The organism is Robiginitalea myxolifaciens (genome assembly GCF_900115205.1).
GTDB lineage: Bacteria > Bacteroidota > Bacteroidia > Flavobacteriales > Flavobacteriaceae > Robiginitalea > Robiginitalea myxolifaciens.
In genome coordinates, this window is record NZ_FOYQ01000001.1 from 1563070 (window position 1) to 1579017 (window position 15948).

Sequence of the window (15948 nt, forward strand, 5' to 3'; positions counted from 1 at the left end):
ATTACTATTATTTTAGCGCAAAATTTCTGGACCATGCAGAATCTCATACATCATATCCAGATCACCATTAATCCCGGGATTTACCTGAAAAATCCCGAGTCGTCTGATTTGGGTAAGCGAATGATTAGTGAAGGCATCCATATGATTGCTAGTTCGGGCTTCGACAACTTCACCTTCAGGAAATTAGGAGAGCGGATCGGTTCCAATGAGAGTTCCGTGTACCGCTATTTTGAGAATAAGCACAAATTCCTGATTTATCTGACTTCCTGGTACTGGGGGTGGTTGGAATACAGGTTGGTCCTGGAGACCAACAGCATTACCGATGCCAGAGAGAAATTAGATCGGGCGCTAACGGTAATCACCCAGCCGGTCGAAACCGACGATGCCTTTGGGCATATCGATGAGGTTGCCCTTAACCGGATCATGGTCAATGAATATTCCAAGCCGTTTCTGACCGCTGAAGTAGATGAAGAAAACAAGGCTGGGTATTTTGAAATTTACAAACGCCTGATTGCACGGGTCTCTGAAATGATATCGAATGTTTTACCAGACTATCCCTACTCAAATAGCCTGGTAAGTACCATTCTGGAGGGTTCTTTACACCAGTATTTTCTGGCAGCGCACTTTCCCTCGCTGACAAACTGTAATGATCCGCAGGACCTTACCAAATTCTTCAAACAGGTAGTATTCTCATCTTTAGATACATATGGAAAAGAAAAATAAGACCTTGACCAGCTGGCAGCGGTTGGTAGGATTACTGAACCTGGAACGCAAGGACGTTCTGCAGATTTTCTACTATGCCATTTTTGCGGGCTTGGTGAATCTTTCGCTTCCCCTTGGAATTCAGGCCATAATAAACCTGATCCAGGGAGCGCAGGTGAGCACGTCATGGATAGTCCTGGTTGTCCTGGTAACGCTGGGCGTTGCCTTCGTTGGCGTATTACAGCTCATGCAGATTAGAATTATTGAGAACCTGCAGCAGAAAATTTTTACCCTGTCTTCTTTCGAATTTGCATTCCGATTCCCAAAAATTCGGATGAAGGAGCTTACGAATTACTATCCCCCGGAATTGGCCAACCGCTTTTTTGATACCCTTACGGTACAAAAGTCACTGGCCAAAATCCTGATCGATTTCCCCGCCGCCTTGTTGCAGATAATTTTCGGATTAATGCTGCTATCGTTTTACCACCCATTTTTCATTATCTACGGTTTGCTTTTGATCCTGTTGATTTACGTGGTGTTTAAGTTTACCGTTCGAAAAGGAATGCAGACCAGCTTGCTGGAGTCGAAACACAAGTACCGGGTTGCGCACTGGATCCAGGAAATTGCCCGCTCCATCGTGAGTTTTAAGCTATCGGGACAAACCTCCCATGCACTGGACAAGAATGATACGCTGGTGGCCAATTACCTGGAGGCCCGTGAAAGTCACTTCCGGGTTCTGGTACTGCAGTTTATACAGATGATTGGATTCAAAGTCCTGGTAACTGCTGGATTGTTATTGATAGGAGGACTTTTGGTTCTGAACCAGGAGATGAATATTGGTCAGTTTGTGGCTGCAGAACTCATTATTCTCCTCGTTATCGGCTCCGTGGAGAAGCTGATACTGGGTCTGGAGACCTTCTACGATTTGCTTACCTCGCTGGAGAAGCTCGGGCAGGTGGTCGATAAGGAATTGGAAGACCAGGAGGGTGAAAAACCCTTCAAGATAGGCCAGGATTTGCTCGTGCGACTCGAAAACGTATCCTATTCGGTTCCCGACAGAGACAAAAAAATATTAGACAACATCAACCTGGAAATCCTACCGCGAACCTCAACAGTCATTCAAGGGCCTCCGGGATCGGGTAAGACCACCTTACTGCGAATGATCGCAGGAATTCTGGAACCTACGGAAGGCCGGATATTTATCAATGATGTCTCTATCAAAGCAATTCATTTGAACCACTACAGGGCTATGGTCGGTCAATCCCTTCCAGAGGAGAGTCCTTTTGAAGGTACGATCCTAGACAATCTCACTTTCGGAGATTCCAGTATCGAACAAGAGCGAGTCTACGAAGTCCTGGAAGCCTTAGATCTGCTAAAGTTTGTTCAAGAACAACCCAAAGGTATTAAGACGGTTTTATACCCTGAGGGTCGTCAGATACCTTACACGGTTTCAAAGAAAATAGTCCTGGCTCGAAGTATACTGCATAAGCCAAGCCTGCTCATTTTGAAAGATCCCCTGGATCAGTTCGGACAGCAGGAATCAGATAAAATCATGAAATACCTAACAGACAGATCGCATACCTGGGCCTTGGTGGTTGTGAGCACCAACCCATTATGGGCCGATCGTTGTGGCCGGACGATCAAGATCGAGAACGGGAAACAAGTAAAATAAAATCTTATGCTGAATATCAGTAACAGCCCTTTGCACGGCAAAGTAGACATGAGTCGGTTTAAAGCCTCGCGTCGTGTATTCCACAGGCGGCACTACAAGTATTTCAATCGCTTTCTGTTGGCATTTGCAGGTATTGGCTTAATTGTTCTCTTCCTTCCATGGACTCAGAACATTCGCGGGAGAGGTTTCCTGACGACCCTGACTCCGGAGCAGCGACCACAAACCATTCAATCCCCGATACCCGGAAGGATAGAACGCTGGTACGTGCGGGAAGGAGATTATGTAGAAGCCGGGGATACCATCCTGTTTGTTTCCGAGGTCAAGAACGAATACTTTGACCCGCTGCTTTTGACCCGGACACAACAACAGATCGATGCCAAGAGCCGAGCGGTTTCGAGTTATCAGCAAAAAGTTCTGGCGCTCGACTCCCAGGTAGGAGCCCTGATAAACGAGCGTGAATTGAAATTGGAACAGGCGCGTAATAAATTGATCCAGGCCAATCTGAAAGTTCAAAGCGATAGTATAGATCTGGAGGCCGCTAAAACCCAGATTACTATTGCCCAGCGGCAATATGACCGGACGGCACTCTTGCAGGAAGAAGGTCTCAAGGCAGTCACTGATGTCGAAGAAAAACGACTCAAATTGCAGGAATCGCAGGCCAAATTGATCTCGCAGGAAAATAAACTCTATGCGGCAAAAAACGAGGTAATCAACGCCAAAGTAGAGATTGGGCGCATACAGGCGGAGTATACCGATAAAATTTCGAAAGCCAGATCGGACCGGGCTACTGCGGAATCCTCGCAGTTCGATTCGGAAGCACAGGTAACTAAACTGGAGAATGAATATTCCAACTACGAGCGGCGAACAGATCTCTACTATATTCGAGCCCCCCGCAGCGGTTATATCAATAAAGCCCTGCAGGGCGGAGTAGGGGAAACCTTTAAAGAAGGCGATGAATTGGTAGGGATAATGCCGGCAAAAGTAGACCTTGCTGTGGAATCTTTCGTTGACCCTCTGGACCTGCCTCTGGTACACCGGGGGGAAAAAGTGCGCATCCAGTTCGACGGATGGCCGGTGATAATCTTCAGTGGTTGGCCCAATGTAAGTTACGGTACCTATGGGGGAACCATTGTTGCTGTAGAAACCTACATCAGCCCTAATGGGAAATATCGAATATTGATAGCACCTGATCCTGATGATCACCCGTGGCCGGAAGATCTGCGTGTTGGCTCCGGGGCCCAAACCATTGCCCTGCTGAATGATGTTCCTATTTGGTTTGAGTTATGGCGACAGCTAAACGGTTTCCCACCGAATTACTATCAGCCAGAAGATAACATGGCCCAAACAAAGAAAAAATGACCAGGAGATTTCCTGCCATATTAGTTTTGCTCATGCTTTGGGCAGGAGGATTGACGGCCCAGGTACCGCCAACCCTTCCGGAAGGGGCGGCGCGTCAAATTCCGGCTATCCCTGATTCCCTTAAGCCAGCCATACCGGACAGTCTTATCAGGCCAGGGATGGCTATTGATTTGCCACCTGTCCCATCAGCTTTGCCAGCTTCGGACCCGCGCCAAAACCAACGGTATGCCGATGATACAGCCTTGGATACACTGGTGCCCGATTCCCTGGTTCTGGGATTCCGGGAGTACCTGGCCTTTGTGAAACAATTCCATCCTGTTGCCCGTCAGGCTCAATTGGTCCTGGCCAGTGCCGAAGCCAATCTGTTGCGTTCCCGAGGCGGCTTTGATCCAAAACTGGCCGTGGATTACGACCGGAAGAAATTCAAGGGCACGGAATACTACGACAGGCTCAATGCGACCTTTAAAATCCCAACCTGGTTTGGGGTGGAATTTAAAGGGCAATTCGAGCAAAACGAAGGTGATTTTCTGAACCCCGAGGACTCCGTACCAACAGATGGACTATACAGTGCGGGGGTAAGTGTCTCCGTTTTGAAAGGATTTTGGATCAATGAGCGGATGGCTACCCTGAGGAAGGCACGGTTTTTTGAGCGTCAGAGCCAGGCCGACCGGGACATCCTGATCAACAAAATACTCTACGATGCTTCCCAGGCCTATTTTGACTGGCTCCAATCCTATCGGGACCTCCTGGTCTACGAGGGCTTCCTGCAGAATGCCGAGTTGCGCTACGAAGGTATCCGCCGTTCGGCCCTGGCCGGAGATATTGCAGGTATCGATACCACTGAAGCCGGAATAGCGGTGCAAAACCGAATGTTGAGCCTGGAACAGGCAAAGGTAATGTATCGGAACAAATCCCTGGAGTTATCGAATTTCCTCTGGCTCGACGACAATATTCCGATTGAGATTCAGGATGCGGTGCGCCCGGAGATTGACCCGGCCAGAGCCGTGGATATAGCCCTGGACCTGGATAATGTCATTGCCGATAGTCTGGATCTGACGGCACATCCCAAATTGCGTTCTCTGGACAACAAGGTGCGGGGATTGCTCGTCGACAAGCGACTTAAGATCAACCAGCTTCTGCCCCAGCTCGATGTGGAGTACAATTTCCTCACAGAGACCCCGGAATTTATAAACTCTTTCGAAACCCAGGAGTACAAGGGGGGAATAACGTTCAGCGTTCCCCTGTTTCTGCGCAAGGAACGGGGAGCCCTGCGCATGGCTAAATTTAAGCTTCAGGATGCCCAGTTCGAAAGGGATAATGCCTTTGTGAGTATTCGCAACAAATTGGCGGCGTTGAGCAATGAACTGGAATCCTTCGAGCGGCAAAATTTACTGATTTCCGGGATTGTCAGGGACTACAGGATCATGCTCCAGGCCGAAGAGCGCAAGTTCAGTTTTGGGGAGAGTTCCATATTCCTGATCAATTCCCGGGAGCGTTCCCTGATCGATGCCCGGCTTAAATCCAATGAGGTTCAGAACAAGTATTTGCTCACCAAAGCGAAACTATTTAAAGCCCTGGCGATTAATCCGGAGCTGGAATTGCAGGACCCTTGAGCCTGGTCAAATTAAATTACAGCATGCAAAATTGAAAGCTGGCCATAGTAAATATCGATTTCCCGGGGCGGACATTCTCCTGATTATTGCCGGGGTATTTTCTGCCGCCTTCGGGCTGGAGGGGTTCCTCTTGCCCAATCAGTTCATCGATGGCGGGGCTACGGGGATTTCCCTGCTGATTACCGAGGTTACCCAAACCCCACTGTCGTTAATGATCCTAATCGTGAATGCCCCCTTTATTCTCTTGGGATTTCGCGTTGTGGGAAAGTGGTTTGCGCTGAAAACCATGGGTTCGATTGCCTTGCTGGCCCTGGTATTGTTCGTTTTTGATTTCCCGGAAATTACCGAAGACAAGGTTTTGGTATCCGTATTCGGGGGATTTTTCCTGGGGGCAGGCATCGGCCTATCCATTCGGGGGGGATCTGTACTGGACGGGACCGAAATCCTGGCCATATTCCTCAGTCGTCGCTCCGGGTTAAAGATTGGGGATATCATTATCCTGGTCAACATCATAATCTTCCTGACGGCTGCTTATTTCCTATCCATCGAAGCAGCGTTGTACTCCATGCTAGCCTATTTGGCGGCCTCCAAAACACTTGACTTTGTGGTGGACGGCCTGGAGGAATACACCGCCGTGACCATCATTTCTACTGAGAGCGAGGCCGTACGCCTGATGATTGTAAACACCATGAAGCGCGGGCTTACCCTGATCCCTGTTCGGGGCGGGTATCGGGAGGAAGGCGAACATACCGATTACCAGGCCATCTATACCGTGATTACCCGACTGGAAATCTACAAGCTCTATCGCGAGCTGGATCGGATCGATCCCGATGCTTTTGTGGTAATGAGCAGGATAAGCGATACCCGGGGAGGGATGATCAAAAAGAGGACCCTGTAAGTAATCTCAGGATAGTACTACTAATGCCCCATGACAAATCGAGCAGACACACTCCTGAATGAAACGATTCGCGCCGGCCTGAAACAGGCGCTCAAGGACTCCTGGTCCTACTCGCAGTATCGGGAGGAAATGGCGCGGCAGGTCGAGGCCGGAGAGACCTCTGGAATACAGCAAAGCCCGGATCGCATACAATATACCCTCTTGAACCACCGCCGGATGAAGCGCTGGGAGAAAACCTTTCGGTTTCCCGAGACTGTTGCCAGCAAAATTAAGGACCTCCTCGCGGCTACGTCTGCCCCAAAGCGTACCTGGCTGGTACTCACCGAAACCTGGTGTGGCGATGCCGCCCCCATGCTACCGCTAGCCGATGCTTTTGCACGGGCCATACCCGGAATAGATTTGCGCATTGCTTCCCGGGACGACCACCCCGAGTTGATGGAGCAGTTCAGAACCGATGGTGCCCTATCGATTCCCAAGTTGCTGATACTGGATCAAAACCAGGAAAAAGTGCTGGCCGAATGGGGCCCGCGTCCTGTACCGGCTAGAAAATTGGTACAGGATTATAAAGCCGCACATGGAAAATTAACGGCCGAATTCCGGGAGGAATTGCAGCAGTGGTACAATAAAGACAGGGGACAGCATATCGCTGAGGAGTTGGCCTATTTACTCTGAAATAAATAGGTAATGGTGCCTTTTTGAGTAGCGCGCCCTGAACTGTTGAAACGGGCCTGCAGCGCATAAGCAATCGCATTATCTACGAGGCATCCGTTGTCCGTTCCAGAACTTTTGGCATTAAAGGAGGCTTCGGTTACAAATCCACGGGAGTCTACCTCGATATTGATAACCACCTTTCCTCCTTCGATACAGGTATAGATCGGTGGGGGAAGTTCGTACGCATTCCGCTCGACAAGGGAATACGTAATCGAAGTACGCTTGTCCTTCAGATAATTGGTGTATTCCTTTTTCTCCGCTTCTTTTTCGCCGAGCAGTTGTTTGGCTTCCTCCCTTTTTTGGGCGAGTTCTTTAAGGGTTTCGGCATATTCCCCTTCTCCCGGAGTTGCGTCACTATCGGAGGCATCCATTTGGCGTTCTGCCATCAGTTCTTCTAGCGTCTTCAGGGGTTCGGGCTGTCCAAAAGTGGGTTTGGCCGTCTCGTTCATGGCCATGTGGCTCTTGATCGGATCAGCGGCTTCGGCTTCCCGAAGTTCCTCTTCCTGGCGGATCAATTCCTCCAGCACCTCATCGGCCAGGGCCATTTCAATGACGTATTCCTCCTCAACTTCGGCGCCCAGGTGAATGTTGAACAGGGTCAATACAACGATACCCAGCGTAAAGCCGGTTATTAGCATTGCCAATTGACTGCGGTTCAAATTCATATTCCTATAACCGTTTTTAAAGGGATTTATTTTATTCCCCGGGGGAGTTCCCCCTTGGATTTGTCGGGAGGAATGGGGTAGCCTGCTTCCCGGAATATTCCCTTTATTTCATTAGGTGTCTGAGCATTATATACGTGATAATCGCCTATTTTGGTTCTTTTCAAGGCACTTAAGTAAGCCCCGGATCCCAGGTCCTGCCCGAAATCATGGACCAGGGAACGGATATAGGTGCCCTTGCCACAAGCCACGCGAAAGTCGATTTCCGGCAGTGCAATCCGCGTCAGATCAAAAGCGGTGACCTGAACGGATCTAGCCGGGATATCCGGGGTTTCCCCTTTCCGGGCCAATTCATAAAGGCGTTTGCCGTCTTTCTTCACTGCGGAGAAAACAGGCGGGCGTTGTTGGATATTCCCGAGGAATTTTTGAGTGCTCGCCTCCAGATACGCCTCCTCGAGGTGATCCCAGGGCCCAAAGGGTTCCGGTTCCGTTTCCAGGTCATAAGAAGGGGTGGTTGCCCCCAAAACCAGGGTGCCGGTGTATTCTTTGGGTTGTCCTTGAAGCTCCGCAATGGTCTTTGTTTTTCGGCCCGTACAAATAAGTAACAGGCCTGTAGCCAGGGGATCCAGGGTACCGGCATGACCGACTTTTATTTTCCGCAAGCCAAAGGCTTTACGAATAGTCCATCGAATGGCGTTTACGGCCTGGAAGCTCGACCAACCATAGGGTTTGTCCACTAACAGTACCTGTCCTTCCAGAAAGGCTTCTTTGCTGAGTTCCATAGGTTATAACCACCAGACTCCCGCGGCAATTGCCAGCAGGCCAACGACCAGGCAATATACGGCAAAAACGGTGAGGCGGCTGTTGCGCACCAGGCGTATCATCCAGGTGCAGGCGAGCAGGCCGGCTACAAAAGCGGCAATAAATCCGGCTGCCATGGGTCCATAGAGGGCTTCCTCCAACACCAATTCCCCGCCCAGGATATCCCGGGCAATTTTCCCAAGGATCAGGGGAACGACCATCAGAAATGAAAAACGTGCGGCTTTGCTCTTGTCGATCCCCAATAACACGGAGGTCGCTATGGTTGCCCCACTTCTGGAGATTCCCGGGAGCATGGCAATGGCCTGGGAGATCCCGATAATAATCGAGTGGCCATAACCCACGTTGCGGGTGGTATTCCGGGCTTTGTCTGCCAGGAAAAGCAGGACGCCGGTAAGCAGGAGCATCCCGCCGACAAAGGCGATATCTCCTGAGAAAAATTGTTCCAATTCCGCTTCAAAGAAAAGGCCAACCAGCACGGCTGGGATCATGGAAAGTACAATCTTCAGGGAAAATCGAAACTCTTCATTGTTCTTAAATCGAAAGAGGCCGCGCAGGATATCTGCAACATCCTTACGGTAGACCACCAGGGTGCTCAGGGCAGTGGCAAAGTGCAGGACTACGGTAAAGAGCAGGCTTTCCTGAGGAAGCGAATCATCTCCCAATAGGGCCTTGCCCAATTCCAGGTGTCCGCTGGAGGAAACTGGCAGAAACTCGGTCAGCCCCTGGATTATCCCGAGCAGAATGGCATCGAGCAGATCCAATTAATTCTTGTTCTTTTTGGAAGGAGAGGCGAGTATCGCATAGACCTGTATACCCAGGCCAATCAAAACCAGGGTAGGTGCCAGGCGAATACGCCGAAAACTGAATATACTTTCATCAAAGACATTGGGGTCGTCGCTGCCACCCCCTGCCATGAGGATGTAGCCCAGGGCTATCAGGCCAAGACCAACAAACATAAGCTGGTAGTTGCGCTTCTGGAAGATAAACTCCTTGCGGGGCTTCTGCGAATCGGTGGGTTTCTTCGATTTGCTCATAGGGCAAAGTTACGGGAATCAATAATATAAATCGTCCGTTCTCAGGTTAAGGAAGCGCTGGGTAGCAAAATAAGTGCTGGCCGAGGATATAACGATACCCAGCAGCAGTACCCCTCCGAATACCATCCCCAATTCCGGGAGGTCTTCAAACAGTCCCAGTTCGGGGAAATTCTGATTCAGGTAGTAAAGTAGCCCATAGAGTCCAAGTAAGGCCAGGCCGGCGCCTATGAGCCCAAGCTTGATGTTGTTCCATATAAAGGGCCTGCGGATAAAGGATTTGGTGGCCCCAACCATCTGCATGGTTTTGATGATAAAGCGTTTGGAATAGATCGATAGGCGGATGGAACTATTGATCAGTAGGACCGCAATCAGAGTGAACACGCCGGAGGCGATCAGGATGCCCAGCCCAATGCGCCGGGTATTTTCGGTCAGCAGTGCAATGGTAGGTCGGTCGTAGCTCACTTCCTCAATAAAGGGACGCTCGGCCAGGGCCGCCGCGATCGAATCGATTTGTTCTGGCGACACATAAGCGGCATTCAGGTGCACATCTATGGAATTTTTCAGTGGATTTTCCCCCAGGAACTCCATAAAATCTTCGCCGATTTCCTCGCTGTGCAGGGCAGCAGCTTCTTCCTTGGAGACAAAATCGGCCGATTTGGTGTACTCCGAGAGCACCAGTTGTTTCTGCAGCTGGTCAATTTCCACCTGATTGGCGGTATCGCTGAAAAACACGGAGATGGTTATTTGTTCTTTAAAATGGTCGGCCAGCTTGCGCGTATTGAGCACCAACAAGCCCAGGATACCCAGCAGGAAGAGCACCAGGGCGATGCTCAGGATAACGGAGAAATAAGAGGATATCAGCTTGCGCTTTTGATATCGTTCGAAGGACTTGCTCATGAGGGCATTAACAATACTCAAAAATAGGAAAGTATATGGATTCCTTTTATTTTTGCGCGGAATAAATAGACCGGGCGTCCGCCCTGCAGAATCCCCGCAAACATGCAGTACAATTTCAGGGAAATCGAGTCCAGGTGGCAGCGCTTTTGGGCGGAAAACCAAACCTTCCGCGCTGAGCACCCCAACGAGAAACCCAAGTTCTATGCCCTAACTATGTTTCCCTACCCTTCCGGGGCCGGGCTGCACGTCGGGCACCCCCTGGGTTATATTGCCTGCGATATTTATGCGCGCTATAAGCGGCATCAGGGATTTAATGTCCTGCAGCCCATGGGATACGATTCCTTTGGATTGCCTGCGGAGCAATACGCTATCCAGACCGGGCAACATCCGGCCATCACTACCCGCACCAACATTGCACGCTACCGCGAACAACTAGACCAGTTGGGCTTTTCCTATGATTGGAGCCGGCAAGTCCGCACTTCAGACCCGGAGTACTACCACTGGACCCAATGGGTTTTCATGCAATTGTTCGATTCCTGGTATAATAGGGACAGCGATAAGGCAGAGCATTTGACTACCCTGATCTCGGCATTCGAGGCCGGTGGAAATACAGCGGTGAATGCAGCCTGTGACGAGGATACGCCGGCGTTTACCGCAGCCGAGTGGCAGGCCATGAGCGAGGCGGAACAGCAGCGCATCCTACTGAAGTACCGCCTGACATACCTGGCCGATACTGAGGTAAACTGGTGTCCTGAGCTGGGAACTGTATTGGCCAATGATGAGGTAGTCAACGGGGTTTCCGAACGCGGGGGCTATCCGGTGATTAGAAAAAAAATGACCCAGTGGAGCATGCGTATTACCGCTTATGCCCAACGCCTGCTCGATGGCCTGGACACCATTGACTGGCCCCAGCCGTTGAAGGATGCCCAGACCAACTGGATCGGTCGCTCCAAGGGAGCCTCGGTGACCTTTCGTTCCAAACCTGTTAAACCGGGAGGGGAGCGGTACGACCTGGAAGTATTTACCACACGGCCCGATACCATCTATGGGGTTAGTTTCATGACCCTTGCACCGGAGCACGACCTGGTTCCCGAATTAACCACTGAAGCACAGCGTGAAGCTGTCGAAGCCTATGTGGAGGCGTCTGCCCGGCGGAGTGAACGCGAGCGTATGGCCGATGTAAAGTCCATCAGCGGAGTATTTACCGGAGCGTATGCCGAGCACCCTCTAACGGGAGAAGACATTCCGATTTGGATCGGGGATTACGTCCTGGCCGGCTACGGAACCGGAGCGGTGATGGCGGTGCCCTGCGGGGACCAACGCGACTACGATTTTGCGAAACACTTTGACCTGCCCATTCCCAACATCTTCGAAGGAGTCTCCATCGAGGAGGAGGCCTATGCCGACAAGGCAGGCACGGTAATCGCCAACTCTGATTTTATCAATGGCATGGGCTACAAGGAGGCCTCCAATGCTGTGATTGAGGCCCTGGAAGCCAAAGGATTGGGCAAGGGGACGATAAACTACCGCCTGCGGGATGCAGTCTTTAGCCGACAGCGGTACTGGGGGGAGCCTTTTCCGGTGTATTACGATGCCGAGGGACTTCCGCACCTGATCCCGGAGGACTGCCTGCCCCTGGAATTACCTGAGGTGGAAAAATACCTGCCTACTGAAACCGGGGAACCTCCTCTGGGGAACGCCACCCACTGGGCCTGGGATGCCGAGACCCTGAGCGTCACGGCAAATGACCGCATCGACCACAAAACCGTATTTCCATTGGAGTTGAACACCATGCCCGGATGGGCGGGGAGCTCCCAGTATTTCAACCGCTATATGGACCCGGACAATAGCGCGGCCCTGGTAGGCGATCAGGCCATCGGATACTGGCAGGATGTCGACCTCTACATTGGAGGAAGCGAGCACGCCACAGGACACCTGTTGTATTCGCGTTTCTGGCAATACTTTATGTACGACCGGGGTTGGGTGCCGGTGGAGGAATACGCCAAAAAACTCATCAATCAGGGAATGATCCTGGGGACGAGTGCGGTGGTATACCGCAAGAGTGGCACCAACACCTATCTGAGCAAGGGATTGATCGGCGATCAGCAGGTCGAGGAATTGCGGGTAGATGTAAACCTTATTAATGCTTCGGACGAATTGGATCTCGAGGCGCTCCGAAAGTGGCAACCCCAGTACGCAGATGCCGAATTCGAACTTGAGGACGGGGCATATGTTGTAGGCAGGGAAGTCGAAAAGATGTCCAAGCGCTGGTATAACGTCGTTAACCCCGATCAGATCTGTGAGGAATACGGGGCGGATTCACTCCGACTCTACGAAATGTTCCTGGGACCCCTGGAACAATCCAAGCCCTGGAATACCGCCGGACTAAGCGGGGTGCACAATTTCCTGAAAAAGTTGTGGAAGCTCTATCACCAGGGAGCTGATCGCAGCTTTGAGGTACTGGACGATAAGGCTTCCGCCGAGAACATGAAAACCTTGCACAAGACCATCAAGAAAGTCCAGGACGATATCGAAGGGTTCTCCTTTAATACGACGGTCTCCTCATTGATGATCTGCGTGAATGAACTCACCAGTCAGGGATGCCGACAGCGAGATGTGCTGGAGCCACTAGCCATCCTGCTTTCCCCTTATGCTCCCCACATCGCTGAGGAGCTCTGGAAAAAGTTAGGGCATACCGATTCCATCGCCTTTGCCGCCTTCCCGCAATTTGAGGAGAAGTATCTGGTGGAACAAAGCAAGGAATATCCCATTTCCTTCAACGGAAAAATGCGCTTTACCCTGGAACTTCCCCTGGATCTCAGCCGGGAGGAAATTGAAGCACAGGTCATGGCCGACGCCCGCACTCAGAAACAGCTAGACGGGCGTACTCCGAAAAAGGTAATTGTGGTTCCCGGAAAGATTGTCAATATCGTCGGGTAAGGACTTTAGCCTATCGCCAACCGGCCCCCTGTCACTTCGTGAATAACTTGTTGAAAACCTGAATTAGTTGGGTGCTACCCCCATCAAAAAAGGGGGTAGTTTTGGGGTATCAATCGAAATCGTAGTGAATACCCCTGCTTTTATCGATTTTTCTTCTCTCGCTCCTCAGGAGGTTGCATCTTCAGCTTCGAACACAAAATTTTTCCCATGGTAATAGGTATTCCAAAGGAGATTAAGAACAATGAGAGCCGCGTGGGCATGACGCCTGCCGGGGTACTCGAGCTCGTACAAAAAGGCCATACCGTCTATGTGCAAACCGGGGCTGGCCTGGGTAGCGGATTTACAGATGGCGATTACAAGAAAGTCGGGGCACATATCCTCGATACCATAGGGCAGGTCTATGCGATCAGCGAGATGATTGTAAAGGTCAAGGAGCCCATTGCTGAGGAATACGGAATGGTGCAAAAGAACCAGATCGTATTTACCTACTTCCACTTCGCTTCCAGTTTGCAACTTACCGAAGCCATGATGGAGAGCAAGGCAATTTGTATTGCCTATGAAACGGTTGAGGAATCGGACGGTTCCCTCCCGCTGCTCACTCCAATGTCAGAAGTGGCCGGCCGAATGGCCATACAGCAAGGGGCGAAATACCTGGAGAAGCCCAAAAAAGGGCGCGGGGTATTGCTCGGCGGTGTTCCCGGGGTGCCACCGGGACGCGTACTGGTCCTGGGCGCCGGGGTAGTAGGAATCCAGGCGGCAAAAATGGCAGCCGGTTTGGGCGCGCATGTGACCATTCTGGATATCAATATGAAGCGGCTCCGTTATGTCAATGACGTGATGCCACCCCATGTGGTAACGGAATTCTCCAATGAGTTCAATATCCGCAAGCACGTTGCCACCCACGATCTTATTGTCGGGGGGGTTCTGGTCAAAGGAGGTCGCGCTCCAAAACTGATTACCCGGGATATGCTCAAGCTTATGCATCCGGGAGCGGTAATCGTGGATGTTGCGGTAGATCAGGGAGGTTGCGTAGAAACGTCTCATCCTACCACCCACGAAGATCCGGTATTTATCATTGACGATGTGGTCCATTATTGCGTGGCCAATATGCCGGGGGCAGTGCCCTATACCTCTACCCTGGCGCTTACCAATGTAACGCTCCCTTACGTGCTGGAACTGGCCGACAAAGGCTGGGAAGCAGCATGTGCGGATAATCCCTGTTTGAACAAGGGATTGAATATAATACGTGGCGAAGTAGTCCACGACGGTATCGCTGAGGCCTTTGGCTTTGACGAAAAATGGGTAGTCTGACAGGCCCCACCCTGACAGAATTACCTGTTTCACCCCACAGTGCGGAAATCCGGTCCTTTGGCCGGGTTTTTGCGTTATATGGAGTATCTTTAATTACCTAAAACGCTAGAAATCATGATGGGATACTATATATTAATCGGTGCGATTGCCCTGGTCAGCTGGCTGGTTAGCGCACAGCTCAAGCGTAAGTTTAAGCACTATTCCAAGGTGCATTTGCGCAATGGGATGAGTGGGGCTGAAATCGCCGAAAAAATGCTTTCCGACCACGGTATTCGCGATGTAAAAGTCATCAGTACCGCCGGAATGCTCACCGACCACTACAACCCGAGAAACAAGACGGTTAACCTCAGTGAAGGGGTCTATCACCAGCGCAATGCTGCCGCTGCTGCCGTAGCTGCCCACGAGGTGGGCCACGCCGTGCAGCATGCCCAGGCCTACGAATGGCTGACCATGCGCTCCAAACTGGTCCCTGTGGTCAGTGTAACTTCGAGTATGTCTATGTGGGTAGTATTGGGAGGTATTATCCTCGGAGCTGCCCAGGGTGTAGGGATTGGATTCTGGGTGGCTGTAGCCGGGCTCATTATGATGGGCATGGCTACCTTATTCAGTTTTATTACCCTTCCCGTGGAGTACGATGCCAGCAATCGTGCCCTGGCCTGGCTCAAAACCAAAAATGTCGTTACCCCCGAGGAATTCAAAGGCTCGGAGGACGCCCTGAAGTGGGCCGCGCGCACCTATCTGGTTGCGGCGATCGGTTCCCTGGCTACCCTGGTTTATTGGGGCTTACAGGTTTTTGGCGGAAGAGATTAGAAAAAACCGGCCGTATCAGATACTGATCTGCCGGTCTATCTGCTGATCCAGCGAAATGAAGGTTTCTGTTCTTGAGACGCCTTCAATTTGCTGGATTTTTTTATTGAGGACCACCATCAGGTGTTCGTTGTCCTGGCAAAGCACTTTAATCAGAATGGACCAATTGCCCGTGGTGTAGTGGCATTCGAGTACCTCGGGTATTTTTTCGAGTTCCCCTACGGCACGGGGGTTGCTCATGGCCTTATCCAGGTAAATCCCGATATAAGCCATAGTGGTGTAGCCCAAAACCCTGGGGTTCACTACAAACTTGGAGCCTGACAAGAGTCCCGACTTTTCGAGTTTTCTGAGTCGCTGGTGGATAGCAGCCCCGGAGATCCCAATATTCCGGGCAATCTCAAGAATAGGGGTACGGGCGTCTGTCATCAATTGACGCAAAATCTTTTTATCGATTCCATCCAAAGGAAGCGGGCCGGTCTTGGATTTCATGAGCTACGAGTTACGCCTTAAAGATAAGGCA

15 protein-coding genes are annotated in these 15948 nt (G+C 51.0%); 9 read left to right on the top strand and 6 right to left on the bottom strand.

Translation table 11 applies throughout. The features are described from left to right. Nucleotides 1–33 precede the first annotated feature (33 nt). From BM318_RS06905 to BM318_RS06930, 6 genes are read left to right on the top strand one after another with little or no spacing between them, the layout of a single operon-like run. The gene (locus tag BM318_RS06905) at nucleotides 34–723 is read left to right on the top strand and encodes a TetR/AcrR family transcriptional regulator (protein WP_092981754.1); all 690 of its coding nucleotides are present in this window, start codon (nucleotides 34–36) and stop codon (nucleotides 721–723) included. Next, entirely contained in the window at nucleotides 707–2374 is a 1668-nt protein-coding gene (locus BM318_RS06910) for a peptidase domain-containing ABC transporter (RefSeq protein ID WP_092981756.1), read from the top strand. Before BM318_RS06905 ends, BM318_RS06910 begins: the two co-directional genes overlap by 17 nt. A gap of 6 nt (nucleotides 2375–2380) precedes the next feature. After that, nucleotides 2381–3733 (top strand): HlyD family secretion protein, encoded by a 1353-nt coding sequence (locus BM318_RS06915; protein WP_092981758.1) that lies wholly within the window; start codon nucleotides 2381–2383, stop codon nucleotides 3731–3733. Then, a complete protein-coding gene (locus tag BM318_RS06920) occupies nucleotides 3730–5346 on the top strand; it encodes a TolC family protein (protein ID WP_245759761.1) in 1617 nt (538 codons plus the stop codon). The genes BM318_RS06915 and BM318_RS06920 overlap by 4 nt, the downstream gene beginning before the upstream one ends. Nucleotides 5347–5377: 31 nt before the next feature. Then, nucleotides 5378–6244 (top strand): YitT family protein, encoded by an 867-nt coding sequence (locus BM318_RS06925; protein ID WP_245759762.1) that lies wholly within the window; start codon nucleotides 5378–5380, stop codon nucleotides 6242–6244. Nucleotides 6245–6274: 30 nt separating this feature from the next. Beyond that, the gene (locus BM318_RS06930) at nucleotides 6275–6916 is read left to right on the top strand and encodes a thioredoxin family protein (RefSeq protein ID WP_092981762.1); all 642 of its coding nucleotides are present in this window, start codon (nucleotides 6275–6277) and stop codon (nucleotides 6914–6916) included. Here the strand turns inward: BM318_RS06930 and BM318_RS06935 are convergent. The 5 genes from BM318_RS06935 to BM318_RS06955 are packed head-to-tail and all read right to left on the bottom strand — an operon-like array spanning nucleotide 6904 to nucleotide 10370. Continuing rightward, a complete protein-coding gene (locus BM318_RS06935; RefSeq protein ID WP_092981764.1) occupies nucleotides 6904–7620 on the bottom strand; it encodes a hypothetical protein in 717 nt (238 codons plus the stop codon). The two genes, BM318_RS06930 and BM318_RS06935, sit on opposite strands and share 13 nt — an antisense overlap. Before the next feature lie 26 nt (nucleotides 7621–7646). Continuing rightward, nucleotides 7647–8399: a tRNA pseudouridine(55) synthase TruB gene (gene truB / locus BM318_RS06940; protein ID WP_092981766.1), complete on the bottom strand. Its 753-nt coding sequence runs from the start codon at nucleotides 8397–8399 to the stop codon at nucleotides 7647–7649. Between the two features lie 3 nt (nucleotides 8400–8402). Then, a complete protein-coding gene (locus BM318_RS06945) occupies nucleotides 8403–9200 on the bottom strand; it encodes an undecaprenyl-diphosphate phosphatase (protein ID WP_092981768.1) in 798 nt (265 codons plus the stop codon). Further along, nucleotides 9201–9473 carry a DUF3098 domain-containing protein gene (locus BM318_RS06950; protein WP_092981770.1) on the bottom strand — a complete coding sequence of 91 codons (273 nt, stop codon included), beginning with the start codon at nucleotides 9471–9473 and terminating at the stop codon, nucleotides 9201–9203. A gap of 18 nt (nucleotides 9474–9491) precedes the next feature. Beyond that, entirely contained in the window at nucleotides 9492–10370 is an 879-nt protein-coding gene (locus tag BM318_RS06955; RefSeq protein WP_092981772.1) for a cell division protein FtsX, read from the bottom strand. Nucleotides 10371–10472: 102 nt separating this feature from the next. On the opposite strand from BM318_RS06955, the gene leuS reads away from it, so the two are divergent. The 3 genes from leuS to BM318_RS06970 all read left to right on the top strand — a co-directional run bounded on the left by leuS (nucleotide 10473) and on the right by BM318_RS06970 (nucleotide 15431). Next, nucleotides 10473–13310, top strand: a complete 2838-nt coding sequence (gene leuS / locus BM318_RS06960) for a leucine--tRNA ligase (protein ID WP_092981774.1) — start codon at nucleotides 10473–10475, stop codon at nucleotides 13308–13310. Nucleotides 13311–13517: 207 nt separating this feature from the next. After that, nucleotides 13518–14621: an alanine dehydrogenase gene (ald, locus tag BM318_RS06965; RefSeq protein ID WP_092981775.1), complete on the top strand. Its 1104-nt coding sequence runs from the start codon at nucleotides 13518–13520 to the stop codon at nucleotides 14619–14621. A 114-nt stretch (nucleotides 14622–14735) separates the two neighbouring features. Then, nucleotides 14736–15431, top strand: coding sequence for a zinc metallopeptidase (locus BM318_RS06970; protein WP_092981776.1), 696 nt, complete (start codon nucleotides 14736–14738; stop codon nucleotides 15429–15431). A gap of 15 nt (nucleotides 15432–15446) precedes the next feature. On the opposite strand, the gene BM318_RS06975 is transcribed toward BM318_RS06970, so the two are convergent. Beyond that, nucleotides 15447–15917 (bottom strand): Lrp/AsnC ligand binding domain-containing protein, encoded by a 471-nt coding sequence (locus BM318_RS06975; protein ID WP_092981777.1) that lies wholly within the window; start codon nucleotides 15915–15917, stop codon nucleotides 15447–15449. Nucleotides 15918–15948 lie beyond the last annotated feature (31 nt).

What these genes read in the sequence shown, in the direction of transcription:
- ald (WP_092981775.1), top strand. Translation starts at nt 13,518, where the DNA reads ATGGTAATAGGTATTCCAAAGGAGATTAAGAACAATGAGAGCCGCGTG.
- truB (WP_092981766.1), bottom strand. Translation starts at nt 8,399, where the DNA reads ATGGAACTCAGCAAAGAAGCCTTTCTGGAAGGACAGGTACTGTTAGTG.
- BM318_RS06910 (WP_092981756.1), top strand. Translation starts at nt 707, where the DNA reads ATGGAAAAGAAAAATAAGACCTTGACCAGCTGGCAGCGGTTGGTAGGA.
- BM318_RS06905 (WP_092981754.1), top strand. Translation starts at nt 34, where the DNA reads ATGCAGAATCTCATACATCATATCCAGATCACCATTAATCCCGGGATT.
- BM318_RS06915 (WP_092981758.1), top strand. Translation starts at nt 2,381, where the DNA reads ATGCTGAATATCAGTAACAGCCCTTTGCACGGCAAAGTAGACATGAGT.
- BM318_RS06920 (WP_245759761.1), top strand. Translation starts at nt 3,730, where the DNA reads ATGACCAGGAGATTTCCTGCCATATTAGTTTTGCTCATGCTTTGGGCA.
- BM318_RS06975 (WP_092981777.1), bottom strand. Translation starts at nt 15,917, where the DNA reads ATGAAATCCAAGACCGGCCCGCTTCCTTTGGATGGAATCGATAAAAAG.
- BM318_RS06930 (WP_092981762.1), top strand. Translation starts at nt 6,275, where the DNA reads ATGACAAATCGAGCAGACACACTCCTGAATGAAACGATTCGCGCCGGC.
- BM318_RS06970 (WP_092981776.1), top strand. Translation starts at nt 14,736, where the DNA reads ATGATGGGATACTATATATTAATCGGTGCGATTGCCCTGGTCAGCTGG.
- BM318_RS06955 (WP_092981772.1), bottom strand. Translation starts at nt 10,370, where the DNA reads ATGAGCAAGTCCTTCGAACGATATCAAAAGCGCAAGCTGATATCCTCT.
- leuS (WP_092981774.1), top strand. Translation starts at nt 10,473, where the DNA reads ATGCAGTACAATTTCAGGGAAATCGAGTCCAGGTGGCAGCGCTTTTGG.
- BM318_RS06950 (WP_092981770.1), bottom strand. Translation starts at nt 9,473, where the DNA reads ATGAGCAAATCGAAGAAACCCACCGATTCGCAGAAGCCCCGCAAGGAG.
- BM318_RS06935 (WP_092981764.1), bottom strand. Translation starts at nt 7,620, where the DNA reads ATGAATTTGAACCGCAGTCAATTGGCAATGCTAATAACCGGCTTTACG.